At 44.2% G+C, this 26,996-nt stretch carries 24 protein-coding genes; 11 read left to right on the forward strand and 13 right to left on the reverse strand.

All coding sequences use genetic code 11. The annotated features are described in order from the left end of the window. The first annotated feature begins 30 nt into the window (after positions 1-30). The 4 genes from AC6H1S_RS01560 (at position 31) to AC6H1S_RS01575 (ending at position 6,072) form a co-directional block, all read left to right on the forward strand. Positions 31-2,871: a TonB-dependent receptor domain-containing protein gene (locus AC6H1S_RS01560; protein WP_497564876.1), complete on the forward strand. Its 2,841-nt coding sequence runs from the start codon at positions 31-33 to the stop codon at positions 2,869-2,871. Positions 2,872-2,930: 59 nt separating this feature from the next. After that, complete coding sequence (locus AC6H1S_RS01565) at positions 2,931-3,146, forward strand: FeoA family protein (protein ID WP_199138440.1); 216 nt, start codon at positions 2,931-2,933, stop codon at positions 3,144-3,146. Position 3,147: 1 nt separating this feature from the next. Beyond that, positions 3,148-5,268 carry a ferrous iron transport protein B gene (gene feoB / locus AC6H1S_RS01570; RefSeq protein ID WP_497566013.1) on the forward strand — a complete coding sequence of 707 codons (2,121 nt, stop codon included), beginning with the start codon at positions 3,148-3,150 and terminating at the stop codon, positions 5,266-5,268. A 192-nt stretch (positions 5,269-5,460) separates the two neighbouring features. Continuing rightward, complete coding sequence (locus tag AC6H1S_RS01575; RefSeq protein WP_497564877.1) at positions 5,461-6,072, forward strand: SprT-like domain-containing protein; 612 nt, start codon at positions 5,461-5,463, stop codon at positions 6,070-6,072. Here the strand turns inward: AC6H1S_RS01575 and AC6H1S_RS01580 are convergent. Next, positions 6,024-6,836, reverse strand: a complete 813-nt coding sequence (locus tag AC6H1S_RS01580; RefSeq protein ID WP_199138435.1) for a hypothetical protein — start codon at positions 6,834-6,836, stop codon at positions 6,024-6,026. The genes AC6H1S_RS01575 and AC6H1S_RS01580 overlap by 49 nt on opposite strands. 293 nt (positions 6,837-7,129) lie before the next feature. Between AC6H1S_RS01580 and AC6H1S_RS01585 the strand changes: the two genes are divergently transcribed. The 6 genes from AC6H1S_RS01585 to AC6H1S_RS01610 all read left to right on the forward strand — a co-directional run bounded on the left by AC6H1S_RS01585 (position 7,130) and on the right by AC6H1S_RS01610 (position 13,705). After that, the gene (locus AC6H1S_RS01585; RefSeq protein ID WP_497564878.1) at positions 7,130-7,381 is read left to right on the forward strand and encodes a hypothetical protein; all 252 of its coding nucleotides are present in this window, start codon (positions 7,130-7,132) and stop codon (positions 7,379-7,381) included. A gap of 192 nt (positions 7,382-7,573) precedes the next feature. Continuing rightward, on the forward strand, positions 7,574-9,160 hold the full coding sequence (locus AC6H1S_RS01590; protein ID WP_497564879.1) for a cysteine peptidase family C39 domain-containing protein: 1,587 nt from the start codon (positions 7,574-7,576) through the stop codon (positions 9,158-9,160). Positions 9,161-9,368: 208 nt separating this feature from the next. Next, entirely contained in the window at positions 9,369-9,578 is a 210-nt protein-coding gene (locus tag AC6H1S_RS01595; RefSeq protein WP_497564880.1) for a hypothetical protein, read from the forward strand. A gap of 205 nt (positions 9,579-9,783) precedes the next feature. Beyond that, positions 9,784-10,017, forward strand: coding sequence for a hypothetical protein (locus tag AC6H1S_RS01600; RefSeq protein WP_497564881.1), 234 nt, complete (start codon positions 9,784-9,786; stop codon positions 10,015-10,017). A 198-nt stretch (positions 10,018-10,215) separates the two neighbouring features. Beyond that, the gene (locus tag AC6H1S_RS01605; RefSeq protein WP_497564882.1) at positions 10,216-12,402 is read left to right on the forward strand and encodes a peptidase domain-containing ABC transporter; all 2,187 of its coding nucleotides are present in this window, start codon (positions 10,216-10,218) and stop codon (positions 12,400-12,402) included. Between the two features lie 7 nt (positions 12,403-12,409). After that, on the forward strand, positions 12,410-13,705 hold the full coding sequence (locus AC6H1S_RS01610) for an HlyD family secretion protein (RefSeq protein WP_497564883.1): 1,296 nt from the start codon (positions 12,410-12,412) through the stop codon (positions 13,703-13,705). Positions 13,706-14,195: 490 nt separating this feature from the next. On the opposite strand, the gene AC6H1S_RS01615 is transcribed toward AC6H1S_RS01610, so the two are convergent. Then, positions 14,196-14,564: a helix-turn-helix domain-containing protein gene (locus tag AC6H1S_RS01615; protein WP_497564884.1), complete on the reverse strand. Its 369-nt coding sequence runs from the start codon at positions 14,562-14,564 to the stop codon at positions 14,196-14,198. Positions 14,565-14,878: 314 nt separating this feature from the next. Here AC6H1S_RS01615 and AC6H1S_RS01620 point away from each other — a divergent pair, with 314 nt between their 5' ends. Continuing rightward, positions 14,879-15,172 (forward strand): hypothetical protein, encoded by a 294-nt coding sequence (locus AC6H1S_RS01620; protein WP_497564885.1) that lies wholly within the window; start codon positions 14,879-14,881, stop codon positions 15,170-15,172. A gap of 39 nt (positions 15,173-15,211) precedes the next feature. Here AC6H1S_RS01620 and AC6H1S_RS01625 read toward each other — a convergent pair whose 3' ends face one another. The 11 genes from AC6H1S_RS01625 to AC6H1S_RS01675 all read right to left on the reverse strand — a co-directional run bounded on the left by AC6H1S_RS01625 (position 15,212) and on the right by AC6H1S_RS01675 (position 26,982). Continuing rightward, entirely contained in the window at positions 15,212-17,188 is a 1,977-nt protein-coding gene (locus AC6H1S_RS01625; RefSeq protein ID WP_497564886.1) for an alpha-ketoacid dehydrogenase subunit alpha/beta, read from the reverse strand. Between the two features lie 47 nt (positions 17,189-17,235). Further along, the gene (locus AC6H1S_RS01630; RefSeq protein ID WP_199140518.1) at positions 17,236-18,624 is read right to left on the reverse strand and encodes a LutB/LldF family L-lactate oxidation iron-sulfur protein; all 1,389 of its coding nucleotides are present in this window, start codon (positions 18,622-18,624) and stop codon (positions 17,236-17,238) included. Positions 18,625-18,795: 171 nt separating this feature from the next. After that, positions 18,796-20,436, reverse strand: a complete 1,641-nt coding sequence (locus AC6H1S_RS01635; RefSeq protein WP_497564887.1) for a M28 family peptidase — start codon at positions 20,434-20,436, stop codon at positions 18,796-18,798. Between the two features lie 82 nt (positions 20,437-20,518). Continuing rightward, a complete protein-coding gene (gene rpiB / locus AC6H1S_RS01640; RefSeq protein ID WP_497564888.1) occupies positions 20,519-20,959 on the reverse strand; it encodes a ribose 5-phosphate isomerase B in 441 nt (146 codons plus the stop codon). Positions 20,960-21,142: 183 nt separating this feature from the next. Beyond that, positions 21,143-22,027: a twin-arginine translocase subunit TatC gene (gene tatC / locus AC6H1S_RS01645; RefSeq protein WP_199140515.1), complete on the reverse strand. Its 885-nt coding sequence runs from the start codon at positions 22,025-22,027 to the stop codon at positions 21,143-21,145. Positions 22,028-22,126: 99 nt separating this feature from the next. Further along, the gene (gene accC, locus AC6H1S_RS01650) at positions 22,127-23,467 is read right to left on the reverse strand and encodes an acetyl-CoA carboxylase biotin carboxylase subunit (protein ID WP_199140513.1); all 1,341 of its coding nucleotides are present in this window, start codon (positions 23,465-23,467) and stop codon (positions 22,127-22,129) included. A gap of 89 nt (positions 23,468-23,556) precedes the next feature. Then, positions 23,557-24,036, reverse strand: coding sequence for an acetyl-CoA carboxylase biotin carboxyl carrier protein (gene accB / locus AC6H1S_RS01655; protein ID WP_199140511.1), 480 nt, complete (start codon positions 24,034-24,036; stop codon positions 23,557-23,559). 165 nt (positions 24,037-24,201) lie between these two features. Next, positions 24,202-25,191, reverse strand: a complete 990-nt coding sequence (locus AC6H1S_RS01660; protein WP_497564889.1) for a beta-ketoacyl-ACP synthase III — start codon at positions 25,189-25,191, stop codon at positions 24,202-24,204. 15 nt (positions 25,192-25,206) lie between these two features. Beyond that, positions 25,207-26,145, reverse strand: a complete 939-nt coding sequence (gene plsX / locus AC6H1S_RS01665; RefSeq protein WP_199140507.1) for a phosphate acyltransferase PlsX — start codon at positions 26,143-26,145, stop codon at positions 25,207-25,209. 98 nt (positions 26,146-26,243) lie between these two features. Continuing rightward, positions 26,244-26,435 carry a 50S ribosomal protein L32 gene (gene rpmF / locus AC6H1S_RS01670; protein WP_199140505.1) on the reverse strand — a complete coding sequence of 64 codons (192 nt, stop codon included), beginning with the start codon at positions 26,433-26,435 and terminating at the stop codon, positions 26,244-26,246. 19 nt (positions 26,436-26,454) lie between these two features. Then, positions 26,455-26,982 (reverse strand): YceD family protein, encoded by a 528-nt coding sequence (locus AC6H1S_RS01675; protein WP_497564890.1) that lies wholly within the window; start codon positions 26,980-26,982, stop codon positions 26,455-26,457. Positions 26,983-26,996: the final 14 nt, after the last annotated feature.

The following is a 26,996-nucleotide window of genomic DNA, read 5'->3' on the forward strand; positions in this document are numbered from 1 at the left end:
GTTAGTTTAGGGAAACCAAACTAAAAACTAATGATTAAATCTGTTTCCCTAAGCTTTTTCTTGCTTTTCTTTTTGAGCACAACGCTGTTGTTCGCACAGCAAAAATCGGGTTCCGTAAAAGGCAGAATAATTGATGCCAAAACTAAAAAGCCTGTCGATTTTGTTTCTTTTGCCGTCAAAAACGTCAGGGACTCTACCGTTGCTGGTATGGGAGCTACTACAACCGAAGGCAACTTTTCGGTTAAATCCCTCGCCTTTGGCCAGTATAAGTTTTATGCGGCCATGATTGGCTATAAGCCGATTATCAAAGCCTTCGAAGTTACCTTAGGTAAGCCATCAGCCGATTTTGGCACCTTAGAAATGGAAGAAAGCGCCATTACGCTAAACGACGTCCTCATTAAAGGCGAGCTTTTGCCGATGATCATTAAAAAAGATACCATCGAATTTACCGCTGATGCCTTTAAAACCCAGGCCGATGCCAATGTAGAAGACGTGCTCAAGGTCATGCCGGGTATGGAAGTGGATAAAGACGGCAACATTACCTTTAATGGCAAGAAGATTGACCGGGTATTGGTAGATGGAAAGGATTTTTTTGGCAAAGACCCCAAAACGGCTACGCAGAACCTGCCCAAGGAAATCGTGAATAAGATACAGGTAATCGAAAAGAAAACCGACGACGCGATATTCAAAGGCATCGACGATGGCAAGCGCGAAAACGTGCTGAACATTACCTTAAAAGACGACAAGAAGAAAGGCTATTTTGGGAACATTGTTGCCGGAAAGGGCAATGGCAGTTTGTACGATGCCTCAACCAGTATCAATCGCTTTAATGGCAAACAGCAGCTTTCGGTCATCGGTTTGGCCAACAACATCAACAAAACCAGTTTTTCTTATGCTGATTTAAGCGATTTCTTGGGAGGCGATGTCTTTGGGTCGGGTATGGTAAGCTCGGTTATGGTCGATGCAAGTGGAAACATGTCTATAGGTTTAAATGGCGAAGATGCATTTGGAGGTGGCGGAGGCGGCATTAACGATAACAAGGGCATTGGGCTCAACTACAACGACGAATGGGGCAAGAACAAGAAATTTCCCAATAAAATCTCTTTTAGCTATATGTTTAACCGCAACTATGGCATTCGCCAAAGTTTGTCGAGCCGGTTGAACCTGCTGGGTGCAGACAGTTATTTTAATGATAAAAACAACGATGCCACCACCACAAGCAACAGGCACCGCTTTTCCATGCGGTTAGACCTCGCGCTTGACTCGACTGCCAAAATCCAGTTTACGCCAAACTTTGGTTTTAGCGGATCAGATGCCGAAAGCAATTCCATATTCAGCTCTTACCTGCAAAATACCTTGGCCAACATCAACAAGGGCAATTCTACCAATACCAGTAACAACAAGACACCTGGTTTTGGGGGCAGACTCGCCTATAACAAAAGATTCAGTAAAAAAGGAAGAAGCTTTTCGTTGTCGGCCAATGGCAACAGAAGCGATTCTTCGGTTGACGGACTCAATTTCTCTAACATCACCATCAACAACAATGGCGTTCCAACCACTACCATCCTTAATCAGCTCATTGATCAGGCAGGCGATGTAACGGGCTATGGATTTGGTGCCGATTATTCGGAACCTTTGAGCAAAAAGCTTAGCCTAAGCGGCTTTTATAACTATAGCAAAAGAGAAGATGTAGTGGAGCGCATGGTGTACGACTACAATACCGCTAGTACCCGCTACGATTTGATCAATCCGGGTCTTTCGCGCAACTTGGAAAATTTTAATGAAAGCCATACCACTGGATTGAGGCTGAACTATAATCCTACCGATAAGTTGACCTTAGGCCTAAGTGCAGATCAGAAATTTGTGGCGCTTAAAGGCAACAACCTGATGAACCAGGTGAACGTAACCAACGATTACAGTTTCTTGCAGCCTAATCTTTTCCTTTCTTATAAAATCACTAAAACCTCTAGTTTTTCGTTGTATGGCAACCGTTACGTTAACACGCCAAACATTTCGCAGCTGCAGCCCATTACCGATAATTCCAATCCTTTGCAGATCACGACCGGAAATCCAAATCTTAAGCCTTCTAAGCAAAACAGTGTAAATCTTTCCTATAACCGGTTTAATCCAACATCAGGCAGCAGCCTTAGTTTTAATGCCAGCTATTATGGCTATGAAGACCAAATCATGAACAATTCGGTGCTCGATCCTAAAACAGGTATACAAACTACTTTTTATGATAATATCAGCGGAAGCTACAGCTACAGTGGACGCCTGAGCGGCAGCATCAGGGCAAAAAGCCTAGGCCTTACCTTTAATCCGAGCATCAGCCTCAACTATGGCCATAACATCTCCTTCCTTAACAATAGTGTGGTCAGTTCAAATTCCACTTCCTATAATGCCGGTTTGGGCATTAATTATGCCATTGGTTCAGACCTCCAGCTGTTTAACCGCATCACCTACAACAAACGCAACTTAAGCTACAATTACAATAACCTGCCCGATAACAGTTTTACTTCTGTTTACAACAACTTGAGCTTAAATGCGGCCCTGCCTTACGACCTGAGGTTTACCTTGCAGAGCAACCTCTCTTATAATTCGAATATTGCGCTGGGTACCAATAACAACACCATACACATGGCCAATGTAAGTTTCGAAAAGCTGTTCATGAAAAAAGCATTGAGCTTAAAGGCAACCCTATCAGATGTGTTTAACAATAGCCGCAATACATCGAGGTTTGCCAACGAGATTTATGTTACGGAAAATGTGAACCTGGGCATGAGGCGCTACTTTTTACTAGGCTTAACCTATCGCTTGAGAAAGTTTGGAGCGCCTGCAGGCGTAGCCCCGCCAAATATCATGAGATTTTGACGGGGGCTTATTTGGAATTAATACAAATAAAGGGTAAATTGCGCCCATAATTTCATATAATGAAGCTTTCGCAGTTAAACCCAGGAGAACGAGGAACCATCGTAGCATTTACAGACCTAGAAATGTCTGTGAAATTAATGGAGATGGGCTGTTTGCCAGGAGAGGTGGTCGAAGTAGAGCGCTTTGCACCACTGGGCGATCCTATGGCCATTCGTGTAGCGGGGTACCAACTTTGTTTACGCAAAAGCGAAGCATCGGTTATCCTAATACAGTAATATTTTGGTCGATATAAAAGTTGCACTTGTTGGTAATCCCAATACGGGAAAATCTACCCTTTTTAATCTCTTAACGGGATTAAATCAGAAGATTGGAAACTTTCCAGGAATAACCGTAGATAAGAAGACCGGCCAGAGCAAACTCAACTCAACCCAAACAGCCAATATCATCGATTTGCCCGGTACCTATAGCTTGTACCCTAAAAGCAAAGACGAAAGTATCGTTTTTCAGGTGCTGGCCGATAAGCAAAACCCCAGCCATCCAGACATGGTGGTGTTGGTAGCCGATGCAACCAACCTGCGCCGTAACCTCTTGCTTTGCTCGCAGGTAGCCGATTTGGGCCTGCCTATGCTATTGGTGTTGAACATGACCGATATGGCCAAGAAGGAAGGCATCAATATCGATGTTGACAAGCTAGCTAAGCGCTTGGGCATTCAGGTAGTGGCCATGTCGGCCAGGAAGAATGAAGGTGTCGATAAGCTTAAGCAAGCCATTGCCAATACCACGCGTATCAGTACGCAGTTGCCTAGTATCGACTCGAAACAGTTTGCGCCGGAAGCCATCGAAGCGATTAAGGCGAAGATCGATACCGAAAACGACTATTATGCCTTGCAGGTGTTGCATCAGCATGAACACCTGGCTTTTTTCAACGAGCAGCAACAGCATGAAATAGAACAGATAGAACAGGCGCATGGCTTCGAATCGTCGAAAATACAAGGCGCCGAAACCGTAGCCAGGTACCGTTATCTCAGTACCATTTTAAGCGATGTGGTAATAGACCTCGGCGCCGCCAAAAAATTCAAGATTACCGATAAGCTCGATTCGATATTAACCCACCGCGTTTGGGGATTTGTTATCTTCTTGCTCATTCTTTTCTTTGTTTTTAATGCTATTTTTTCTTGGTCTACCTATCCCATGGACCTGATTGAAAGCGGTTTTGCCTGGCTAACCGATTTTGGCCACGCGCATTTGCCCAATGGCGTGCTTACGAACCTGTTTTTGGATGGTATTGTGGCCGGCTTGGGAGGCATCGTTATTTTTATTCCGCAGATTGCCATTCTGTTTGCGCTCATTTCCATCTTGGAAGATACCGGCTACATGGCCAGGGTAACCTTTATGATGGATAAGATCATGCGCAAATTTGGGCTAAGTGGCAAATCGGTAGTACCTATGATTGGTGGCATTGCCTGTGCCGTACCCTCTATCATGAGTGCCCGTAACATCGAAAACTGGAAAGACCGTATCATTACCATCATGGTTACGCCATTGGTAAGCTGTTCGGCCCGTTTACCGGTTTATACATTGCTTATCTCGTTGGTTGTTCCAAACGAAAAGATATTGGGTGTTTTCAATAAACAAGGCTTGGCACTTATGCTTATGTACGTGATTAGTATTGCAGCAGCCATATTGGTGGCGCTGGTGATGAAGTTCATCATCAAGGCCAAGGAAAAATCATATTTCATTATGGAACTGCCGGTATATAGAATGCCGCGTTGGAAAAACGTGTGCTATACCATGTACGAAAAATCGAAAACCTTTGTATTTGAAGCCGGTAAGGTTATTATTGCCATTTCTATTGTATTATGGGTTATGGCTACCTATGGGCCTGCCAAACGATTTGAAGCTATAGAAACAAAATATGCGGCCATTGAAACACCTGCTACCGATAGTGTAAAACTGGCCGAACTGGAAAGAGATAAGGCCGCCGAGAAACTGGAAAATTCTTATGCTGGCATTTTGGGACAAACCATCGAACCGGTAATCAAGCCGTTGGGTTTTGATTGGAAGATAGGTATTGCCCTGATTACTTCTTTTGCCGCACGGGAGGCTTTTGTGGGCACGATGTCGACCATCTACAGCGTAGACAGTGCCGATGAAGCAACCACAACCATCCGCAATAAAATGCGTGGTGCCGTAAACCCCGATACCGGCGAACCGATTTTTACTTTTGCCACGGGCCTGTCGCTCATGCTCTTTTATGCCTTTGCCATGCAGTGTATGAGTACCGTTGCTATTGTTTACCGCGAAACCAAATCGTGGAAATGGCCGGTTATCCAACTGGTTTACATGACGGCCATGGCTTATGTGGCCAGCCTTATTGCCTATCAGGTGCTCAAGTAAGGAGTGAATTAAAGAGTGGTTGAATTAGTGAATGAACGTAGGAACAGCTTAAATGAGGGGCCGAACTGCTCATATAAGGGTGTCCGCCCTTTGCTTTAGCCTTAACCTTCCTGCTGGATCCCTCTTGTCTTTAACCTTTGGATTTGATAAATTGCATCAAAATAATCTCCCAGCAGAGAAGAACGGTAGAGAATGGATAAAACAGAGGTTCTAGCACAATATATGCCCGTTTCGGCAGCGCCCATCATTGCCAAATGGATCGACTATTTTCAGTGCGAGTTTAAAATTTCGAAAGACAGAAGTACCAAACTTGGCGATTACAGGCATCCCTTTAAGGGCAAAGGGCATAAGATTTCGGTCAATAATGGCCTTAACCCCTATGCTTTTCTGGTTACTACTGTCCATGAGTTTGCACATCTTTTAACCTGGAACGACCATAAGGGCAAAGTAAAGCCCCATGGCGCCGAGTGGAAGTACAATTTTAAAAGGATGATGAAGCCTTTTTTCGAGCTTCGGGTTTTTCCGGCCGATATCCATCACACCATCATCAACTACCTCGATAATCCTGCGGCTTCGAGCTGTACGGATTTGAGCTTGGCCCGGGCGCTCAAAAAATATGATACAACGCTGGCTACCACCAGGGTAGAAGAACTGCCGCTGCATACTGTTTTTGTGCTGAAAGACGGGCGCAAGTTTAAAAAGGGCGAACGCATACGCAAACGCTACAGGTGTGTTTGCCTTGATAACGGAAATACCTATCTTTTTAACCCTTTGGCCGAAGTTTGGCTGGCTACCGGAACGTAAACCGCCTCTTGGTCTTGAACAATCCATTTGAGGTTCAGCTTCTGATCTTTAAAATCGATTGGACTGTTTAAAAGGCTATCGATGAGCGCATCCTTTTCCTTGACTAAAATACTGGCCGTATAACTGTTTTGCAGTTTGCTTTTGAGCATAATGTATCTCGAATCGGGGAAGGTAGTAATGTTTTCAAATACCATATCGAATTTGTCGCTTCCACTTAAAATCTGGTCTAAGGTTTTTATTTTTTCAAGATAGCTGTGGTCTGAGGTATTCGCTTCGCTTAAGGTAAGGTCTATGAAGGGCAGGTTTTTAATGGCGGCTTCGTCGGCTGCCGTGCGGTTTTCTACCTTAAAAACAGTGTTGTTGCGCAAATAGGTGCGGGTGTCTTTGAGTACGGTGCCATTGTCGCTGCTCAATTCGTTTCTAACTGTTTCTAAGATCAGGCTGTCGTTTCTGAAATAGTATTTTTTGGTATTGTTGCTGAGGCCGTTGTAGCCATGCTCAATCAAAACGATGGGTTGGCCGTTGTCGCTGTATTTGTCTACATAAAAAGACAGGTCGCCAAGCATATAGACCAAGCTTGTGCTTTTTGCCAACTGAGAAAGACCCTTGTCAACAGAATCGGCATAATGCAAAATAGATTTTGAATCAAGATCGGTGGCATGCTCGTCGGCCATGTTGGCCTGTGGATGATCGGAATTGAGCTTGGTGCAAGCATATGTTGTACTCAACAGGCAAAGCAAGACAAAATAATATACAGTTTTCATGGGCTTCCTTGGCTTGATACAGCTGGTAAGCTATGACTATTATCGTGCCAATGCGCAACTCGAATGCAAAAATAGACTTTAAGCAACTGGCTTGGGCCGGAAAAAGAAATCTACAATGTAAAAAATATGAACAAAATATATGGGTTACAACAGGTATTTTTAGGTGAAACCTAAACCGGTATTATTTATCGGTAAATCGAAGCACAACAACCAAGGAGTGGCGGCTTAACCGACACCGCTGAAGCAGCCCAAGCGTAATCGGGATGCATGAATTACTTAACTAAAAACTAAACATGAAAAAAGTGAACCAACTCAGTAAAGCTGAACTTAAGAAAGTATTAGGTGGAGGCCTGCCTCCAGAAACCCCAGGTGGCGATCCGAGCTATTGTGCAGCGAGGGGCAAAGGCTATGTAATCTGCATTGATAATGGAGGTTCTGGCGATGGCCATTCGTATTTCTATGCCTGTTGCAGCAGTTTGGCCGAAGCAGGCATGTTCTGCCCTTCAGGCTCGGCTTATGGTTGCGATATGCCTTATGTAGACTAGGGCCGCCCAGCTAGACCAGTTGTTGGCGTTGATGCCCGCATTGGTTGGCTACGAAACAAAGTGAAAGTCTCGATTCGCCGAGACTTTCCTAACTTGATACATCAGAAAGCCAAAGCCTTAGAAAACATCGCTTTCAATCTTTAAATTAGGATATTGTTTTAGATAAGGACAACAACCAGATACAAATATACTATGACTCTATTTTCTTCAGCAAGCCAGGCTAATGCTGTGGCCGTAACCGCCTTGTTCCTTAAAAAGCTCAAAGTAAAGTTTACCAACGATGGTTTACAGCAAGTTCTGGAAGACCATCCAGAATACCCCAGCCTTTTGGCTATCAGCGATTGCTTAACTGAATGGCATATCCCCAACCAAGCCTACAAAATTGCCAAAGAAGATTATTCGGTAGAAGAGCTCGAATTTCCATTCATCGCGCATTCTGCCATGAATGGGGGTAATTTTATGCTGATCCATGCCATTAAAAATGGGCAGGTAACCTACAGCAACGAAAAGCATAAGCAGGCCATGATGCCTGAAGAAGAGTTCCTGAAAAAATGGAGCGGCGTGGTCTTGCATGCCGAACCCAATGAAGAAAGCATAGAACCTAATTATAAAGCACAGGCACTCAAAGAAAATTTTAACAACATCAAGGTTCCTGCCTTGCTCTTGGTTGCCCTCGGCACGGTTTTGCTGAGTATCGATTACCAGACCCTACAATTGAATATTGGCCTGGTGCTGTTTATCAAGCTAGTAGGACTTGTTGTGGGTGTTTTGCTTTTAATGCACAGCATTGATGCCAATAACCCACTTATCCAGAACCTATGTAGTTTGGGCGATAAGAATAACTGTAATGCCATTTTAAAGTCTGATGCCGCCAAGGTAACCAGTTGGCTAAGTTGGAGCGAAGTAGGCTTTTTTTACTTTGCAGGATCCTTTTTGGCGTTGCTGGTTACTCCGGCTAGTGCGCCTATAATTGGCTGGCTAAACCTGCTTTCGTTGCCTTATACCGTTTATTCTATTGGTTATCAGTATAAAAACAAGAATTGGTGCGTATTGTGCTGCAGCGTGCAAGCCCTGTTATGGCTCGAGTTTTTTGTCATCTTTTTTATTCATCCAACTTATGCGCTTATCCTTACGCCTGAGGTCGTTTTAACAACGGCGGTAAGCTTTTTATTGCCTATACTAGCCTGGGCTTTTGTTAAGCCGTTTTTGGCACGGTCGGCCCAATTTAAACCGCTTAAAGAACAATTAAAGAAATTCAAATACAACAGCGAACTGTTTGAGCAAGTATTGAAAAACCAGCCACGTTATGCCGTTCCGAACGAATTGATGCCGGTAGTGCTCGGAAACCCAGCAGCAGAAATCGTGATTACCATGGTAAGTAATCCGTTTTGCGGCCCTTGCGCCAAAGCCCATCAAACTATCGACGAGTGGCTGAGCTATCGCGATGATATACAGCTCAAAATCATTTTCACCACTGCCAACCACGACGATGATGCCAGAACCAAGGTTTCGAGGCATGTAAGCGCACTAACCACTTTAAATGATCCAAAATTGGTAGAAAAAGCCTTGAACGATTGGTATGCCCAAAGCCCTAAAAAATACGAAACCTGGGCCGAGAAGTTTCCGATCAGCTTTAATGGCGAAATGGATATCGTAACCGAAAAGCAGAAGGCCTGGTGCGATATGGCCGAAATTGCCTATACCCCAACCATTTTAATCAATGGTTATAAGTTGCCAGAACCTTATCGATTGGAGGATATCAAGTATCTGTTGACCTAAGATTTATCATATAGTCGGTATTTGCGGTTAATGTTTTTTTAAGTCTGGCGACTGAATTTTAGAAGGAAATTAAACTGTTTGTACAAAGTGGGGCAGCCGGTTGCAAACGAAACTGCCCCAAAACGAGTGCTGGCGTTTACCGGCATCGCTATCAGTAGCCCAGCGTGGAGGGGCTACAGAACTTACAACCAAAGTTAATATTCGAACAATGAAAAGAAAGAACTTACTGAGCAAAGCTGAAATGAAAAATGTTTTGGGTGGCATTACGCCAGAAATGGCAAACTGCGAAGATCCGGCTTGGAGACCTATGATTGTAGACCAGGAAGGAAATTGTAGGATTCACAATTATAATTTCTGTTTGAACTGGTGTTCTCCAGAATTCTGCGACATGGGCGTTTGTACCCTAACTGCGCAATAAAATCCGAAGGATTGTGGCAAGGCTAATCCCTTGGCTTTTTATGTGCAACACCCATTTGGAGTAAAACCGCTTGACGGTTTCTATAAGGGGCAGTAGCTTTAAACACACTGCCCCATAACGAATAGCAGCATAAAGTGCTGTCGCCGAAGCTGGCTAGGCGTGACTGGCCCGCATATTCTAATTCATAAACTAAAACTTTTTAATCATGAAAAAAGTGAATTTGCTCAGCAAAGCTGAGCTTAAAAAAGTAATGGGAGGAGGCGGTAGTGTGCCTTGCGCAAAATATGTTGTCTGCGTAAACAATTCAGATTGGTCTGAAACGCACTATCCTAATGTTTGCTGCAATACTTGGCAAGATGGGGTATCGTTTTGTGCCTCGCATGGATTTGTTGGGCCGGTTGGTTGCATAGATAACCCTGACGGCCCAATAGAAGTGTAATTTGCTAATCGGATAAGCCAAGGCCGTAAGGCTTGGCTTATCTTCATTAAACTGGCCCGCTAGCGCAGGGCTATTAAGCCAAATCAAATCAAGAAATTGATAATATTTAATGCTTTTGTGTGCAGAGCATACAAAAAATGCTTAATTTTTCACTTCGTAAATACTCGTTGCCTTACCCGATAGAACCAAGTAACTATCTTGAAAAAATTCCCATTCTATAAACAACCCGATCAGATGGACTGCGGTCCCACCTGTTTGCGCATGGTAGCCAAATACTATGGTAAGAACTTTAGCCTGCAAAAACTAAGAGACATTAGCGGCATTAATAAGGAAGGTGTTTCCCTTTTGGGCATTAGCGAGGCTGCCGAGAAAATTGGCTTCAGAACCATGGGCAGCCGGCTCGGGGTGGAGCAGTTGGCCGAAGCTGAGCTTCCCGCCATTTTGCATTGGAACCAAAACCACTTTGTTGTTTTACATAAGATTAAAAAGGGCAAGTACTATATCGCCGATCCAGGCAAGGGATTAATCGAATACACCCAAGCCGAATTTCTGCAACGCTGGCTAAGCACGCAGAACAACGGACATAGCCAAGGCATAGCCCTGATGTTATCGCCAAGCCCAACTTTTTATGAGCAGGAGGGCGATAAAAACGAAGGATTGAATTTTTCTTTCCTGTTACGCTATCTGTACCGCTATAAACAGCTGGTTGCCCAGCTTTTTGTAGGCCTTGGGGTAGGCAGTTTATTGCAGCTGATCGTGCCTTTCCTTACCCAATCAGTGGTAGATATCGGTATCAATACCCGTAACCTTAACTTTATCTATATCATTCTCATCGCGCAAACCATGTTGTTTTTGGGTCGGATGAGCGTCGATTTTATCCGATCCTGGATTTTGCTGCACATCAGTACCCGGATCAATATCTCTATCCTGACCGATTTCCTGATCAAGCTGATGAAACTGCCAATGAGCTTTTTCGATACCAAGATGACCGGCGATATCATGCAAAGGATGAACGACCAGAAAAGGATCGAAAGCTTTTTAACGGGTTCTACCTTAAGTACCATCTTTTCCATGTTTAACTTGGTGGTGTTTACAGGTGTGCTCGCTTATTATAACGTTAACATCTTTATCATTTTCCTGGCTAGCAGCATTCTGTATTCGGCTTGGGTAATTGCTTTTTTAAAACGCAGGAGGGAACTCGACTTTAAGCGCTTTGACATTTCTTCCAAAAACCAGAGCAGTATTGTACAGCTGATCGGCGGGATGCAGGAAATCAAACTGAACAATTGCGAACAACAGAAACGATGGGAATGGGAGCGCCTGCAGGCTGGCCTATTCAAATTCAGCATCAAGAGCCTTTCGCTGGGCCAGATCCAGCAGGCCGGTGCGTTTTTTATTAATGAAGGAAAAAATATTGTAATTACTTTCCTGGTAGCCAAATCGGTTATCGACGGACAGCTTACTTTGGGTGGTATGATGGCTATTCAGTACATTGTGGGGCAGGTAAACAGTCCGATAGAGCAACTGCTGGGCTTTATCCAGCAGCTGCAGGATGCCAAGATCAGTTTGGAACGCCTGAATGAAATCCACCAGATGGAAGATGAAGAGCCTGCTGACAAAAGCTTTCTCAAAGAACTGCCCATGGATCAGAGCATTGCCGTTAATAACCTGAGCTTTACCTATCCGGGAGCCGGCAACGAGCCTGTGCTTAAGGGAATAGATTTGTCTATCCCGCACGGCAAAACCACCGCTATTGTAGGCATGAGCGGAAGCGGCAAAACGACCATACTAAAGTTGCTCTTGCGCTTTTATGTACCCCAAAAAGGCGATATCAAAGTAGGCGCAACGCATCTGGACCAAATTGGTTATGGCTATTGGCGCAAACAGTGTGGTACGGTCATGCAAGATGGCTTTATATTTTCGGACAGCATTGCCAAGAATATTGCCGTAGCCGACGAATATCCGGATATGGCCAAGCTGCAGCATGCCATTAAAGTGGCCAATATCGGCGACCTGATCGAGAGCCTGCCTTTAGGCCTTAATACCAAGATAGGCGCAGAGGGCAATGGCATTAGTCAGGGGCAGAAACAAAGGATACTGATTGCGAGGGCGGTTTATAAGGATCCGGCCTATATCTTCTTTGATGAGGCCACCAATGCGTTGGATGCGAACAATGAAAGCGTAATTATGCAGAACCTGGAAGACTTTTTTAAAGGCAGAACCGTAGTGGTGGTGGCGCACCGTTTAAGTACGGTTAAAAACGCGGATAATATTGTGGTGCTCGACAAAGGAGTGATCATCGAACAGGGTACGCATACCGAGCTGACCAAGAAAAGAGGCGAATATTATAATTTGGTGAAAAACCAACTGGAACTAGGAAACTAACACGAACATGCCATTAAGAGAAGAAAGTATTTATCAGCACAGCGAAGAAGTTAATGAAATCATTACCTCGGTTCCCTCATGGATATTGAGGCGAGGCATTACGCTGATTTTATTGATTTTGTTGGCTATTATTCTGTTATCGGCATTTATACGTTATCCAGACATCGTTAAAACCTCGTTGAAGGTTAATTCGCTTAATGCCCCGAAAGAAGTCATTGCCCATCAGCCTGGCAAACTGGTAAAGCTTTTGGTGAAAGACAATCAGCCCGTTAAAGATAAAGAGCCTCTGGCTTTTATAGAAAGTACGGCCAACCATTACGACGTGATGAGTTTGGTTGCCAAATTGAAAATGCTCAGTAAAAAACTGGCCGATGGCCAGGTTATCAAAACAAACGATTTGGACACGAAAGGCCTTAATCTGGGCGAACTGCAAGGCAACTACCAATCTTTTTATCAGGAATACCTGCAGTTTATCAGTACGCAAAACGGAGGCTTTTACTTAACGCAAAAGGCTTACCTGCAAAAAGACCTTGAGGAAGTGCGCAAGCTGCAGCAACAGATCTATAAGCAAAAGCAGATCCAGGAGAAGGAATATGCCAATGCCGAAGAAGAGTATGAAAACTACAAAAAGCTGAAAAGCAAAAACGTAATTTCCAATAGCGAGTTTAAGCAACAGGAGAACAAATACCTGGCCAGTAAATACCCTTTAGAGCAAACGGCCACTGCATTAATCAATAACAACGCCAGCTACTTGGCCAAGCAAAAAGAGCTGGCTACCTTAGAAAATACCATAAAGGAACAACAGGCCAAGTTTGTACAGGCATTAAATAGCATGATCAACGAAACGGAAAGCTGGATGCTGAAATATGTAGTGTCGGCGCCTATGTCGGGCAGGGTAGGTTATGTAGGTATTTTGCAGGAAAACCAGAATGTAACGGCTAATCAGGAACTGTTTATTGTTAATCCGGGCAACACCAATTTTTTTGGTGAGGTACAGATACCTCAGTACAACATGGGCAAGGTAAGTGTGGGGCAAAGGGCATTGGTTAAGCTGCGGAGTTATCCCTTTGAAGAATTTGGCGCCATCAATGGCAAAGTAAGCTATATTACCGACGTAGCCCTCAAAGACAGCGTATTTGTGGCCAAAATAGATTTTCAGCAATTTGAACAAAAGGATCCCGAACATCCCATTGTGTTGAAACAGGGCATGGTGGCCGATGCGGAGATCATTACCAGAGAAAGCTCGTTGTTGCAGCGCTTTTTGCGAAACATGACCAAAATGTTTAACAGCCAAGGCGGCTGAGCCGGTACATTTTTAAACAACCGGGTGCTCTTTTTGAGCTATGGGTTTGGTTATTGGGATGATAATTATTAATTTATAGTTAATCTAACAACAACCAGCATGCGGTTGTAAAATAAATGCCGTGGTGTATAGCCCTGCGTAGAAAGGCTAAAATCTATAACCCTTTTAAATCCAAATCATGAAAAAATCGAATTTATTAAGCAAAAACGAGATGAAAAGAGTAAAAGGCGGTGTTCCTGCTTGGAGTGCAACCTGTACAGACCCCATTTCAGGTTCCTCAGTTTGTTATGACAGGATGACGTTGTGCCAGCAATATTGTTGGGATGGATGGGTGTGTACACAAAACACCGGCTCGATAGGTTGTAATTATTAGCATCTGATCGACTTATTCGGTGAAATGACTTAGCAATTTCCAACGCCAATTGGAAATATACCGAAACGTTTATCATTCAAATTTCAGCCATTCAGGGGTATGCCATAACCAAATCATTTAGTTTTTTAGGCTCAGTACTTGCTTGAGTTCTTCTATTTTCGCATTTTTTCTTTCAATCTTCGCCTCAAGCTCCTCTATTCTTTTTTCTTGCTGGAGGATCATCTTCTGCATCAGTTCTATTTCTTTGGTGTTGCCATTGTTCAGGTTTCCCTGATTGGGATCTGTGCCATCGCCTATAAAGGCTTCGATTGGTTTGTCTAAAATGGCAGCAATCTGCAATAGGCGGTCCATGGACAGGCTTACCTCGCCAGTTTCTATTTTTTGGTAGGCGCTTTGGCCAATCCCAAGCTCGTTGGCCATATATTCTTGAGTAAGGCACCTTTCGTTTCTGTACTTGCGGATATTGCCGCTCCTTACCGTCTTCATTTCAGTCTTTTTAAGTCTAAGTTTTGATAGCATGTTGTTAGCCAATAGTTTTTTAGGTAGGAATAATATTATTCTCTATAAGGAGAATTTTATGCCGTTTAAGCTTAAAAATGTCCGTTAAGCAGTACCATAAGATAGCAAATAAGCCTAATTTTATACTAATAAGTTAGTTGAAATTTTGTCAAAAATAAGCAACAAGCTTACCCGAGGTTCAAGTTTGCAAACACCTTATCCAAACGTGTACTTACGTTTTTTAGTGCTGCCTAAGTAAGCCGGGCAGAATAGGCTTACTTTACCAAAACCAAGAGAAAAACATGAAAAAATTAAATGCGCTTAGCAGAGATGAAATGAAAAAAGTTACTGGTGGTGTACAAGGAGGTAGTTATTGTGGGGAGGGGTCGGTACTGGTCCGTTGCGTTTTAAGCTACGATATTATTGTGAACCACCCCGGAGGTATTTGGGGAGCCTGGGGCTGGGAGAGCAATCCGCCTACTTCAGAAACACATACCGCAGTTTGGGGAGGATGCATTCGCTATGAAGAATACGTGGCCAATCAGGCTAACTGCACATTGGATGGAGTAGGAGGGCCATATCCATTAGAACCGTAAACAGAACGTAGAGATATCAAGGGGCCGACAGCCCCTTTTTTAATAAGCTAAAATTCTTTCTACAGCTTCTCCAAGTCTTTTCTTCGCCAAAAAATCTTCTTCCAATACCTTGCTCATCGGGATGGCGGTATCTAAGCTCGCGCAACGCATCACCGGCGCATCCAAATATTCGAAACAATGTTCGGCAATCCAGGCCGAAAGCTCTGCTCCAAAACCGTTGGTTAAGGTGTCTTCATGAAGAATAATTACCCGGCCAGTTGCCTTAACGGCTTCTGTAACAGTTTCTCTGTCCCATGGTTGCAGGCTTACCAAATCAACCAACGTGGCTGAAATTTCAGGATGTTGGGCCAAATATTCGATTGCCCAATGCACCCCTAAGCCATAAGTGATGATACTCAATTGGTTGCCCTGTTTCAATACATGAGCCTTGCCGATTTCGGTGGTGTAATAGCCGTCGGGTACCAAGCCGCTCAGGCTGCGGTACAGGTATTTGTGTTCGAAATAAATAACCGGATTAGGATCGTTAACAGCGCTGATCAGCAAGCCTTTGGCATCGTGAGGAAATGCGGGATAAACCACTTTTAAGCCCGGGGTTTTGGTAAACCAGGCTTCGTTGCTCTGCGAATGGAAAGGCCCTGCGCCTGTGCCCGCACCCGTAGGCATCCGTACAACCACATCGGCCTTCTCGCCCCAGCGGTAATGCGTTTTGGCCAGGTTGTTGACGATCTGATTAAAGCCACAGCTTACAAAGTCGGCGAACTGCATTTCAACCACTGCTTTATAGCCGTTGATAGAAAGGCCCAAGCCAGCTCCCACAATCGCCGATTCGCAGATTGGGGTATTGCGTACCCTTGCTTTGCCAAAAGTGGCTACAAAACCCTCCGTAATCTTAAAGGCACCGCCATATTCGGCAATATCCTGTCCCATTATCACCAGGTTTGGGTGTTTTTGCATGCTTTCGCGTAGGCCATCGCTAATGGCATCCAAATAGCGCTTTTCGCTTTGCGCAGTGCCCGGAGCTATTTCTTCGGGTTGGTAAGGCGCATACATGTCAACTTCTTCAGCCCATTCGTTGGCGGTAGGTTCGGCTTCGTTAAAGGCTTCTTCAACCTCGGCTTCAATGCTTGCTTTAAATTCGCTTTTGATGGTGCCAATAAGCTCCTCGTTTAAAATGCCCTGCTCAACAAGATAGGCTTCAAAATTTTTAACAGGGTCTTTAGTTGCCCATTCGTCAAAAAGATGTGGAGGAACATATTTGGTGCCCGATGCCTCTTCGTGGCCACGCATTCTAAACGTAAGGCATTCGATAAGTACAGGACGAGGGTTGGTTCTGATATCCTGGGCTACGCGATCAATCGTGTCATACACTTCCAGTAGGTTATTGCCGTCTAGCTGGATGCCTTCTATGCCGTAGCCAATGGCCCGATCAACCAAGTGTTTGCAGTTAAACTGCTCGTTTATTGGTGTAGAGAGACCATAGCCATTGTTTTCGATGAGAAAAATAACCGGTAAATTCCATACTGATGCCACATTAATGGCTTCATGAAAATCGCCTTCGCTGGTAGCGCCCTCGCCAGTAAATACCAAAGTAGCCTTTGGTTGTTTGGCAATGATGTCGGCCAGTGCAATTCCATCGGCCAAAGCCATTTGCGGACCCAAGTGCGAAATCATGCCGATAATTTTATAATCCTGTGTTCCGAAGTGGAAAGAACGGTCGCGACCTTTGGTAAAGCCTGATATTTTGCCCTGCCATTGGGCCATTAGTTTTTTTAAGGGAATATGGCGAGTGGTAAAAACGCCCAGATTGCGGTGCATCGGCAAAATATACTCGTCGTTTTGCATGGCCAAAGTGCTGCCCACCGCAATGGCCTCTTGTCCAATACCCGAAAACCATTTGCCAATTCTGCCCTGCCTCAAGAGGATGAGCATCTTTTCTTCAACCATTCTGGGATAAAGTATGGCCTTGTAAAAAGCCAACAGTTGTGCATTGTCTTTACCTTTTCTGTCGAATTGCATATAATTTGGTTAGGTTTTTAAGCTTAGCTAAGCTAGTGATCTTCGGCCTAAGATTCTGGATTTTTCTGTTTTTCTTCCCACTGCTTGGCAAAAGACTTGTTGGCAATTTCTGGCATGCTGCGGTATTTGCCCCAGCTCTTTTTAAAGAACCTTTTCAAAAAGAAATTCTTGGCCTTGCCGCCAACCATATCCATCAACGAACGTTTTTGCATGCCTTTTTTCCAAAGCTTCCAGCCAATTTCTTCTGTTTTGCTGTTTTCGTGCGCACTGGCGGCATCGCGCCTGTTCAGCAGTAGCATTTTGTGGATGTCGATCTTAACCGGGCATACTTCCGAGCACTTGCCACAGAGGCTGGAGGCATAGCTGAGGTGCTTAAACTCGGCCATTCCCTTAAAGTGTGGCGTAATGATAGAGCCAATAGGCCCGCTATAGGTCGTATCGTAGGTATGGCCTCCAATATTTTTATAAACGGGGCAGGCATTTAAGCAGGCGCCACAACGGATGCAATAGAGGGCTTGGCGTTGTTCTTTTTGGGCCAACAGATTGGTACGGCCGTTGTCGAGCAATACCACATACATTTCTTCCGGACCATCGGTTTCGTTGGCCTGACGGGGACCGCTTAAAATGGTATTGTAAACCGTAAGGTTTTGCCCTGTGCCGTGACTGGCCAGCAGTGGCCAAAAAAGGTCGAGGTCAGCGATAGAAGGAATCAGTTTTTCGATGCCTACAATGGCAATGTGGATTTTAGGAAATGTAGTTGATAAACGTGCGTTGCCTTCGTTTTCGGTTAAGGCAATGCTGCCGGTATCGGCAATTAAAAAGTTGCCTCCCGATATGCCGATGTCTGCAGTCAGGTATTTTTCGCGCAACAGTTCTCTTGCTTTTTGGGTGAGTTGCTGAGGCGTTGCATCTATTGGTGTACCAAATTTTTCATGAAACAGTTCGGCAATCTGTTCCTTGCTCAGGTGCATGGCGGGTGTTACAATGTGGTAAGGCGCTTGGCCCAGCAGTTGTACAATGTACTCGCCCAGGTCGCTTTCTAATGATTCGATGTGGTGTGCTTCCAGAAATTCGTTGAGGTGGATTTCTTCGGTCGTCATCGATTTGGATTTGATGACTGTTTTGCCACCTGCTTTCTGGATGATGTTGAGAATTTCTTTTTGTGCTTCGGCCGCATCATTGGCCCAAATGACCTTGCCGCCACGTTTCTGAAAGTTGGCTTCGAATTCGGGCAGGAGCTTATCGAGGTTTTCCATCACGCGCCATTTGATGGTATGTGCTTTTTTCTTTGAGTTTTCGAGATTTTCGAATTTGGATAGCCCACGTTCAACAGCGGTATTGTATCTGCCAATATTGAAATTGATCGTTTTACGGTGCGCTACATCAAATGCCTTTTCATCAGCTTTTACCAAAAAATCTTCTGCCGTTTTACTCATGCCCAAATATACTATAAAATGTAAAATGGATAACGGAAAATGTAAGTGGCAGGTATGTATTTAGCTCCATTTCCTCCTTAAATTTTTTCGCAACCAAGGGCTTTGCGTTTGGGCAAGCATAAAAAATCCCGATAGTTTTGGTTATCGGGATTTTTTAATCTTTATTTTACTTTATTTGGTTTTAGGCGTACCGTCTGCGTTTTTATCTACTACCGGTCGGTTAGGCCTGTTGGCCAGCTCCCAAGCTAGATAATAGGTTAAATGAGCACGTTTGGCCAATAATTCAAAATTGATTTTGCTCACCTCGTCGCCAGGTTGGTGATAATCCTGCTCCAACATACCATCGTAGTAGAAAATTACAGGAATGCCCAATTTGGCGAAGTTATAGTGGTCAGAACGATAGTAGATCTGTTGAGGATCTTTTGGATCATCGAATTTGTAATCCAGCTTCATTTTGGTATACGTATCGTTCACTTGTTCGGCGAGTTTGCCTAGCTCGGTGCTCAATTTGAAAGAACCTACAGAATATACGTAGTTGGCACTATCAGGTTTGCCCAAATAAGGCTCGCCCACGCGACCGATCATATCCGTATTCAAGTCGGCAATGGTGTTTTCAACTGGGAAAACCGGGTGCTCCGAGTACCATTCAGAACCTAGAAGGCCTTTTTCTTCGCCTACTACAGTCATGAACAAGATGCTCCTTTTCGGACCTTTGCCTGCTTTTTTGGCTTTAGCGAATGCTTCGGCCATTAACAATACACCGGTAGTACCCGAACCGTCATCATCGGCACCGTTGTTTACTTTGTCTTTGGCATTTGGATCTTGCACCAAACCAATATGGTCGTAGTGGCCGGTTATGATCAATACTTCATTTTTCAATTTCGGGTCAGATCCTTCTAAGAAACCCAACACGTTTTCGCCACGGTGAGCGTTTTCTTTTTTGGTGGCGTTTGCTACAAGCGATACGTTCAGTACTTGAGAAGCTGGTTTCCCAGTTTCTGCGATTTTTTGAGCTACTGCTGCAAGAGAAGTTGAACCAGCTTTCAATATTTCGTTTGCCAATGTTGGAGAAATAGTGATGGTGGTATAAGGAATTGGTCTTTCCAAAGCTTTTGCGCTGGCGGCGTTTTTCAGCATGATACGGCCATTTGCCGAAGCGGCTTTCATCCACTCAGGTGTTTTGTCAAAATTGGGATCGATCAATAAAATTGCCTTTGGCTTGTTTTTACCGATGTTTGCCATCATTTTTGATCTAGCCATCATCATAGCACGAGGATTTGCTGCGTCGCCTTCTGCAGGTTTGCCACTAGGGTCTCCAGAAGCAAATACCATCACTACCTTGCCCTCAACATTGATACCGTCGAAATCATTGTAACCATCTCTCGTAAGACCATAACCTGCAAAAACAACTTCATTTGCATTAAGATCTAGACCATTGATTCCTACAGCGCCGTTTGAGATCAAGAAATCTTTGTTTTTTTGTTTAGCTACGCCATTGATCGAAAGTGAACTAGAAGTTAAATCGTAAGTAACCAAGTCAACTTTTTGGAAATAAGGATCATTACCTTCTTTAACAGGTCCTTTCAAGCCAAAGCTTTGGAATTGCTTTTTAATGTAGTCGGCAGCCATCCAAGCTCCTTTTTTGCCGGTTTCCCTGCCTTCAAACTCGTCAGAAGCCAAGATAGACAAGTGGGCCCTGCCACGCTCTGGATTTATGGTCTGACCAAATTTGACGGCGTTTTGGTCTTTCTGCGCCGTCGCACTCAGGCTCAGCATTACTGCAAGCCCGGTGTATAGAAATTGTTTTTTCATCAAATTTTGGTTAAGTTTTATTATATAAGTCAGCTGGCTTTGGGTTAACCGACCTTTGGTCTTCAACCTTCTGCCTTGTAAGTTAGCAAGCTATTTTGTCGACCCTCTTCTCGTGTCGGCCTCCTTCAAAAGGCGTATTTAAGAAAGTGGTTGCCATTTCCTTAGCCAATTCAGTCGATACAAACCTTGCCGGAATGCAGATGATGTTGGCGTTGTTGTGCTGTCTGGCCAATGCCGCAATTTCTTTTTCCCAGCAAATGGCGGCCCTGATTTGCTGGTGTTTGTTGGCTGTAATGGCTACGCCGTTGGCACTGCCGCAAACCAAAATCCCGAAATCAAATTCCTTGCTTTCTACCGCTGATGCTACTGGATGTGCGAAATCGGGATAGTCGACCGAATCCGTGCTATGCGTGCCAAAGTCTTTTATTTCGTAATCCGATAGGTAGGTTTTGAGCATTTCTTTGTATTCAAAACCGGCGTGGTCTGCGCCAATTGCAATTTTTAGTTTTGGGTTTGTAGCCATTCTCAAATTTATATAGAATTATGGAGCTTATGCGTAAATTTTTTGTTGCGACATATCGCCATTAAAAGGAGCTAATTTAGCTGCTTGCAACGTGCTTTGAAAATTATATAGCCACAGATTCATAGCTTTGTTTTGGCCGGATGTTGGCCTTGCTTATAAAAACTGTTCACCTGTGGCTCAAGGCTAAGCTTTATAGAGTTCTTTTTCTGCCTTTAGCTTTTTCTTTTCAATATTGGCCGAAATCATGATGCTCAATTCGTAAAGCAGGAACAAAGGCAGGGCAACGATCATCATGGTATACGGATCGGCAGTAGGTGTAACCACGGCGGCAATCACCAAAATCAAAATGGCCGCATATCTTCTGCTCTTGCGCATGAACTTAGGGGTCATTACACCAAGTTTCGAAAGGATGAAGATGACAACCGGCAACTGAAAAATAATACCCGTTCCTAAAGTCAGGGTCAGTACCGTTGACAAATAAGAATCAATGGTGAAGGTATTTTGTATGCTCGGATCAACAGTAAAATTGATCAAGAAGTTGATGGAAAGCGGACAGATGATGTAATATCCAAAAAGTACGCCCAAGAAGAACAAAACAGAGGCAAAAAATACAAAGCCTCTGGCCGATTTGCGCTCGGCTTCTAACAAGGCGGGTTTAATGAACAACCAGATTTCGAACAACAAATAGGGGATGCCCAAAATGATACCAGCAGTAATACAAGAGTTCATTTGCAAAGTAAACTGGCCCGACATTTCGGTGTTGATGATTTTTGCATCGATTTTTTGGATACAAAACTCCTTGCCAATTACTGAAGGAAACATTTCATAAAGCTTACACATCATGCGATACGTCCAAAAGGCTGGGTTTTTTGGCATCATGATGATGTCGGCCCAAATGAAATCGGAAAAATAGAAGGCAAAACAAGTTAGGATGGTTACTACAAGCAGCCCTCTTAACAGGTGTTTCCTCAATACGTCAAGATGGTCGAAAAAAGACATCTCTGCCTCTAGGCTTTTCCCTTTGTTTTTGATCGAATCGATCAGGTCTTTTGCTTTATTGTCGCTCATTGAAAATAGTTGTAAACAAAAATACCATTCTGTTTGATATAGAATGGTATTTACGATTTAAATCTATAAAAAGATTAAATTATTTGGACATAATCCTTTTTATTCTGAGAATTCGAATGTTTCCATGAATTTGGTGGTAAAGTTGCCCGCCCTAAAGTTAGGGTCTTTCATCAGTTTCAAATGGAACGGGATGGTGGTTTTAACTCCTTCGATCACAAATTCGCTCAAGGCACGCTCCATGGTACAGATTGCCTCTTCGCGGGTTTGGGCCACACAAATCAGTTTGGCAATCATCGAATCGTAGTTAGGCGGAATTTGATAGCCCGCATATACGTGGGTATCAACGCGTACACCATGTCCACCCGGCGAGTGGAAGTTGGTAATCTTGCCTGGCGAAGGCCTGAAGTTGTTGAAAGGATCTTCGGCATTGATACGGCATTCGATGGCATGCATATCAGGCATGTAATTCTTGCCCGAAATCGGAATGCCAGCGGCAACTTTGATTTGTTCTTTGATCAAATCGAAGTTGATCACTTCTTCGGTTACCGGATGCTCTACCTGGATACGGGTATTCATTTCCATGAAGTAGAAGTTGCGGTGTTTGTCGACCAAAAACTCTACGGTACCAGCGCCTTCGTAGTTTACGGCCAAGGCGCCTTTAATGGCGGCTTCGCCCATTTTTTGACGCAATTCTGGTGTCATAAATGGAGAAGGAGCTTCTTCTACCAATTTCTGGTGACGGCGCTGAATAGAGCAATCCCTTTCAGACAAGTGGCAGGCTTTGCCATATTGGTCGCCAATGATTTGGATTTCGATGTGGCGTGGATCTTCGATGTATTTTTCGAGGTAAAGGCCGTCGTTGCCAAAGGCTGCGCCAGATTCCTGACGGGCGCTGTCCCAAGCGGCTTCAAAATCTTCATCTTTCCACACAATGCGCATCCCACGACCGCCGCCACCGGCAGTAGCTTTTAAGATAACAGGGTAACCCATTTCGTTGGCAATCCTGATGCCGTCTTTTACACTTTCCAGCAAGCCTTCAGAACCTGGAATGGTGGGTACGCCAGCGTTCTTCATCGTTTCTTTGGCCGATGATTTATCGCCCATGCTGTTGATCTGCTCTGGCGTAGCGCCGATAAATTTGATTCCGTAATCGCGGCAAACCGACGAAAACTTGGCGTTTTCAGACAAGAAGCCATAACCCGGATGGATGGCATCGGCATTGGTCAGCTCTGCCGCAGAGATGATATTAGGGATGCTCAGGTAAGAATCCTTACTTGGTGGCGGACCTATACAAACAGCCTCATCGGCAAAACGTACGTGCAAGCTCTCCCGATCAGCTGTAGAGTAAACCGCAACGGTTTTTATGCCCATTTCCTTACAGGTACGGATAATACGCAAAGCGATTTCGCCCCTGTTGGCAATTAATATTTTTTTAAACATGCTTTTATATTTGAGATAAGAGATTGCAGACATGTAAAGCGCAACAAAATTTTGCTCAGTATCTTTTGTCCCTTATCTGGACACTACGATTAAATAGGTTCTACTAAGAATAAAGGTTGGTCGTATTCAACCGGCGAAGCATTATCAACCAATACTTTAACGATGCGTCCTGAAACTTCGCTTTCAATTTCGTTAAACAATTTCATGGCCTCGATAATGCAAACTACCTTGCCGGCGCTAATTTCGTCGCCAACATTTACAAAAACTGGCTTATCGGGGCTAGACGAGCGGTAGAAGGTACCGATCATTGGCGATTTTACCGTAATGTATTTCGAGGTGTCCTCAGTGGCTTGTGCACTAGGTGCTTTTGCTTCTGCTGCTGGTTGCACAGGTGCTGCTACAGGCGCTGCAGGTGCGGCCGCCACTGGCGCAGGTAACGCTGCGTTTACGTAAACAGGTGTCTGGTTGGTTTTGATGGTAATTTTGAAGTTTTCTTGCTCAATCGCCACTTCGTTTACCCCCGAACGAGAAACAAATTTGATGAGTTCCTGAATTTGTTTAATATCCATTCTTTCGTTGTTATGTTAAAAAAATTGGTGTCTTATGAATTAACTAAGTTATAGTTTTTTTGTTTTATTTTTAATAGCAAATCGCCTATAGTTAATAGTGTATAGTTGATGGTCCATGGTGGGTAAATTTGACTATGGACTATCGACTAAAAGACTATCGACTAATTAGTAGGCCCACTTCAGGTAAACCGAGCCCCAGGTAAAGCCTCCGCCAAAAGCTGCCAAGATAATGTTGTCGCCTTTTTTGAGTTGGCTTTCCCATTCCCACAGGCAAAGCGGGATAGTGCCGTTAGTAGTGTTTCCGTAACGCTCGATGTTGATCATTACCTTTTCAGAACCAACGCCCATTCTCGAAGCGGTGGCATCGATAATGCGTTTGTTGGCTTGGTGTGGCACTAGCCAAGCCACATCGTCAGAAGTCAGGCTGTTGCGCTCCATGATTTCGGCGGCTACATCGGCCATATTGGTTACGGCAAATTTAAATACGGTTTGTCCTTCCTGGTGTGCAAAGTGCTCTTTGGCATCAACGGTTTCGTGCGAAGCTGGTTTTACAGAACCGCCGGCTTTCATGCCCAGGTATTTGCCGCCGGAACCATCAGACCTTAAGATCGAATCTTGTATGCCCAGGCCTTCTTCATTCGGCTCAAGCAGTACGCAACCGCAGCCATCGCCGAAAATAATGCAGGTAGCACGGTCTTCATAATTGATAATGGCCGACATCTTATCGCCACCAACTACCAATACTTTTTTGTGTTTGCCCGCCTCGATAAACTGCGAGCCGGTGGTTAAGCCATAAATAAAACCCGAGCAGGCGGCCTGCAGGTCGTAGCCCCAGGCATTTTTGGCGCCTATTTTATCGGCCAGCACGTTGGCTGTAGCCGGAAATGTAAAATCGGGGGTGGTTGTACAGAAAATGATCAGGTCTATTTCTTCGGCCGTAATCCCTCTCTTTTTAAGCAAGCCGTTTACAGCCTCCACAGCCATATCAGAAGTGCCAAGACCTTCGCCTTTTAATATTCTTCGCTCCTTAATGCCCGTTCGCGTCGTAATCCATTCGTCGTTTGTGTCAACCATGGTTTCCAGTTCCTGATTGGTAAGGATATAATCTGGAACATAACCGTGAACCGCAGTAATAGCAGCGTGAATTTTATTCATTGTGTTAAGTTTAAATTATTGGAATGCAGCTTGTATTTTGCCTACCAGTCCGGTAGTGATCATGTCTCTGGATTGAAAAATCATATTTTTTACAGCTTCTGGGCTCGAAATTCCATGACCGATCAATACAGGTGCATTGACGCCCAAAACCGGGCTTCCGCCGTAGTTTTCGTAATTGAAACGGTCGAAGAACTCGTCTTTCAATCCTTTTTTGATGGTTAGCACATAAAACGATTCTGCCAGTTTCAGCATCACGTTGCCCGTAAAACCGTCGCAAACAATTACATCGGCCTTGTCGTTAAACAAATCGCGGCCTTCCACATTGCCAACAAAGTTGAAAAGTTCGGTTTCTTTCATCAAAGGAAAGGTGGCCAGCGAAAGCATATTGCCTTTTTCGTCTTCTTCGCCAATATTCATCAGGGCCACTTTGGGCTTTTCGATCTGCATCACGTTTTCGGCATAAAGGCTGCCGAGTATGCCGAATTGCAAAAGCGTATCGGGCTTGCAGTCGGCATTGGCGCCAACGTCTAGCAGCAAACCTGTGCCGCCTTTAAGCTTGGGCACGATGGTGCATAAACAAGGACGGATAATGCCAGGAATGGTTTTAACGCTAAAAACGGCGCCAACCAGCATGGCGCCAGAGTTGCCTGCGCTTGCAAATGAATCGATTTTGCCTTCTTTTAAGAGTTGAAAGCCTACAGCTATGCTTGAATTTGGTTTTTGAAGGATGGCCTTCGTGGGATGTTCGCCCATGCCAATCACTTCGTCGGTGTGTACAAATTCGAAGTGATCAGGATTGAATCCTTGATCGGCGAGTAGAGGTTTAATCTGCTGGGTATCTCCGATAAGCACCAAATGCTGATCGGGAGTAAGGGATTGATGGGCCGCTATTGCTCCTAAAACAATTGCTTTAGGAGCATAGTCTCCGCCCATAATATCGAGACCTATTTTCATAGTAAAAAATCTTTTGTGCGGTTAAGCTAAACGCTTTTAATTCTATCAGTCTAAGTTAAAACTTAAACCAATGGAAAGCACAAAAATTTTTCAGAAAATTAACCTATCGAAGTGTTTTCTATAACTAATTTGCCGTTGTAGTACAAGTTGCCGTCAACATTGTACGCATGGTGAGGTAAGTGTACAGCACCAGTAGTTTGGCATGTGGTCAAAGAAGGTGCTACTGCTTTATAGTGAGTTCTTCTTTTGTCTCTTCTTTGTTTAGAAACCTTGCGTTTTGGATGTGCCATTGCTGATTTGTTTAATTATTTATTTTAATTTTTTTAAGGCGGCCCAACGTGGGTCGTCGTTTTGTTCTTCTTCTGGCGTTGTGCTTTCGCCCGATAGTTTGTCTAAAGTGGCCAGCATTTGCTGATCACATTCCTGTCCGGCTTGCGCACAACTGTTAATGTAGGGAACCGCCACGGTAATGAATTCGTAAATCGATTCCGAAACATCGATAGCGCTTTCCTTTTTGTGAAGGATGATGATGTCTAAATCATCGCTTTCTCCTTCGTCTTCGGTAAATTTTACAATCTGCCTCTCCTTCAGTTCAATTGGCTGGGCAAACTCAGATAAACATTTGTCGCAATTCAGCTGTATCGTTCCCCAGACGTGGAAATCTAATAGCAGCATCGTTTCTTGTTTATCTAGCTCAACTGTGGCTTTAAGTGCTCCATCTTTTACCAAAGAGTACTCAAATGCATCAAAAAAGCTTTTGTCAATCTCGAACTCGAACTGGTGCTTGCCCAGTTTCAAGCCAGTAAACGGGATTGAAAATTGTTTTAACGCTTTCAATTGTAACTAAATTT

The sequence above is a fragment of the Pedobacter sp. TM02 genome (genome assembly GCF_059705275.1).

Bases quoted from the DNA above. Each gene is read 5' to 3' on its own strand.
- AC6H1S_RS01600 (WP_497564881.1), top strand. From the start codon at position 9,784: ATGAAAAAAGTGAATTTGCTCAGCAAAGCTGAGCTTAAAAAAGTAATG.
- AC6H1S_RS01660 (WP_497564889.1), bottom strand. From the start codon at position 25,191: ATGAATAAAATTCACGCTGCTATTACTGCGGTTCACGGTTATGTTCCA.
- AC6H1S_RS01565 (WP_199138440.1), top strand. From the start codon at position 2,931: ATGAAGCTTTCGCAGTTAAACCCAGGAGAACGAGGAACCATCGTAGCA.
- accC (WP_199140513.1), bottom strand. From the start codon at position 23,467: ATGTTTAAAAAAATATTAATTGCCAACAGGGGCGAAATCGCTTTGCGT.
- AC6H1S_RS01560 (WP_497564876.1), top strand. From the start codon at position 31: ATGATTAAATCTGTTTCCCTAAGCTTTTTCTTGCTTTTCTTTTTGAGC.
- AC6H1S_RS01620 (WP_497564885.1), top strand. From the start codon at position 14,879: ATGAAAAAATTAAATGCGCTTAGCAGAGATGAAATGAAAAAAGTTACT.
- AC6H1S_RS01585 (WP_497564878.1), top strand. From the start codon at position 7,130: ATGAAAAAAGTGAACCAACTCAGTAAAGCTGAACTTAAGAAAGTATTA.
- AC6H1S_RS01615 (WP_497564884.1), bottom strand. From the start codon at position 14,564: ATGAAGACGGTAAGGAGCGGCAATATCCGCAAGTACAGAAACGAAAGG.
- AC6H1S_RS01610 (WP_497564883.1), top strand. From the start codon at position 12,410: ATGCCATTAAGAGAAGAAAGTATTTATCAGCACAGCGAAGAAGTTAAT.
- AC6H1S_RS01625 (WP_497564886.1), bottom strand. From the start codon at position 17,188: ATGCAATTCGACAGAAAAGGTAAAGACAATGCACAACTGTTGGCTTTT.
- rpiB (WP_497564888.1), bottom strand. From the start codon at position 20,959: ATGGCTACAAACCCAAAACTAAAAATTGCAATTGGCGCAGACCACGCC.
- plsX (WP_199140507.1), bottom strand. From the start codon at position 26,145: ATGAAAATAGGTCTCGATATTATGGGCGGAGACTATGCTCCTAAAGCA.
- rpmF (WP_199140505.1), bottom strand. From the start codon at position 26,435: ATGGCACATCCAAAACGCAAGGTTTCTAAACAAAGAAGAGACAAAAGA.
- AC6H1S_RS01635 (WP_497564887.1), bottom strand. From the start codon at position 20,436: ATGAAAAAACAATTTCTATACACCGGGCTTGCAGTAATGCTGAGCCTG.
- AC6H1S_RS01590 (WP_497564879.1), top strand. From the start codon at position 7,574: ATGACTCTATTTTCTTCAGCAAGCCAGGCTAATGCTGTGGCCGTAACC.
- accB (WP_199140511.1), bottom strand. From the start codon at position 24,036: ATGGATATTAAACAAATTCAGGAACTCATCAAATTTGTTTCTCGTTCG.
- tatC (WP_199140515.1), bottom strand. From the start codon at position 22,027: ATGAGCGACAATAAAGCAAAAGACCTGATCGATTCGATCAAAAACAAA.
- AC6H1S_RS01580 (WP_199138435.1), bottom strand. From the start codon at position 6,836: ATGAAAACTGTATATTATTTTGTCTTGCTTTGCCTGTTGAGTACAACA.
- AC6H1S_RS01575 (WP_497564877.1), top strand. From the start codon at position 5,461: ATGGATAAAACAGAGGTTCTAGCACAATATATGCCCGTTTCGGCAGCG.
- AC6H1S_RS01595 (WP_497564880.1), top strand. From the start codon at position 9,369: ATGAAAAGAAAGAACTTACTGAGCAAAGCTGAAATGAAAAATGTTTTG.
- AC6H1S_RS01630 (WP_199140518.1), bottom strand. From the start codon at position 18,624: ATGAGTAAAACGGCAGAAGATTTTTTGGTAAAAGCTGATGAAAAGGCA.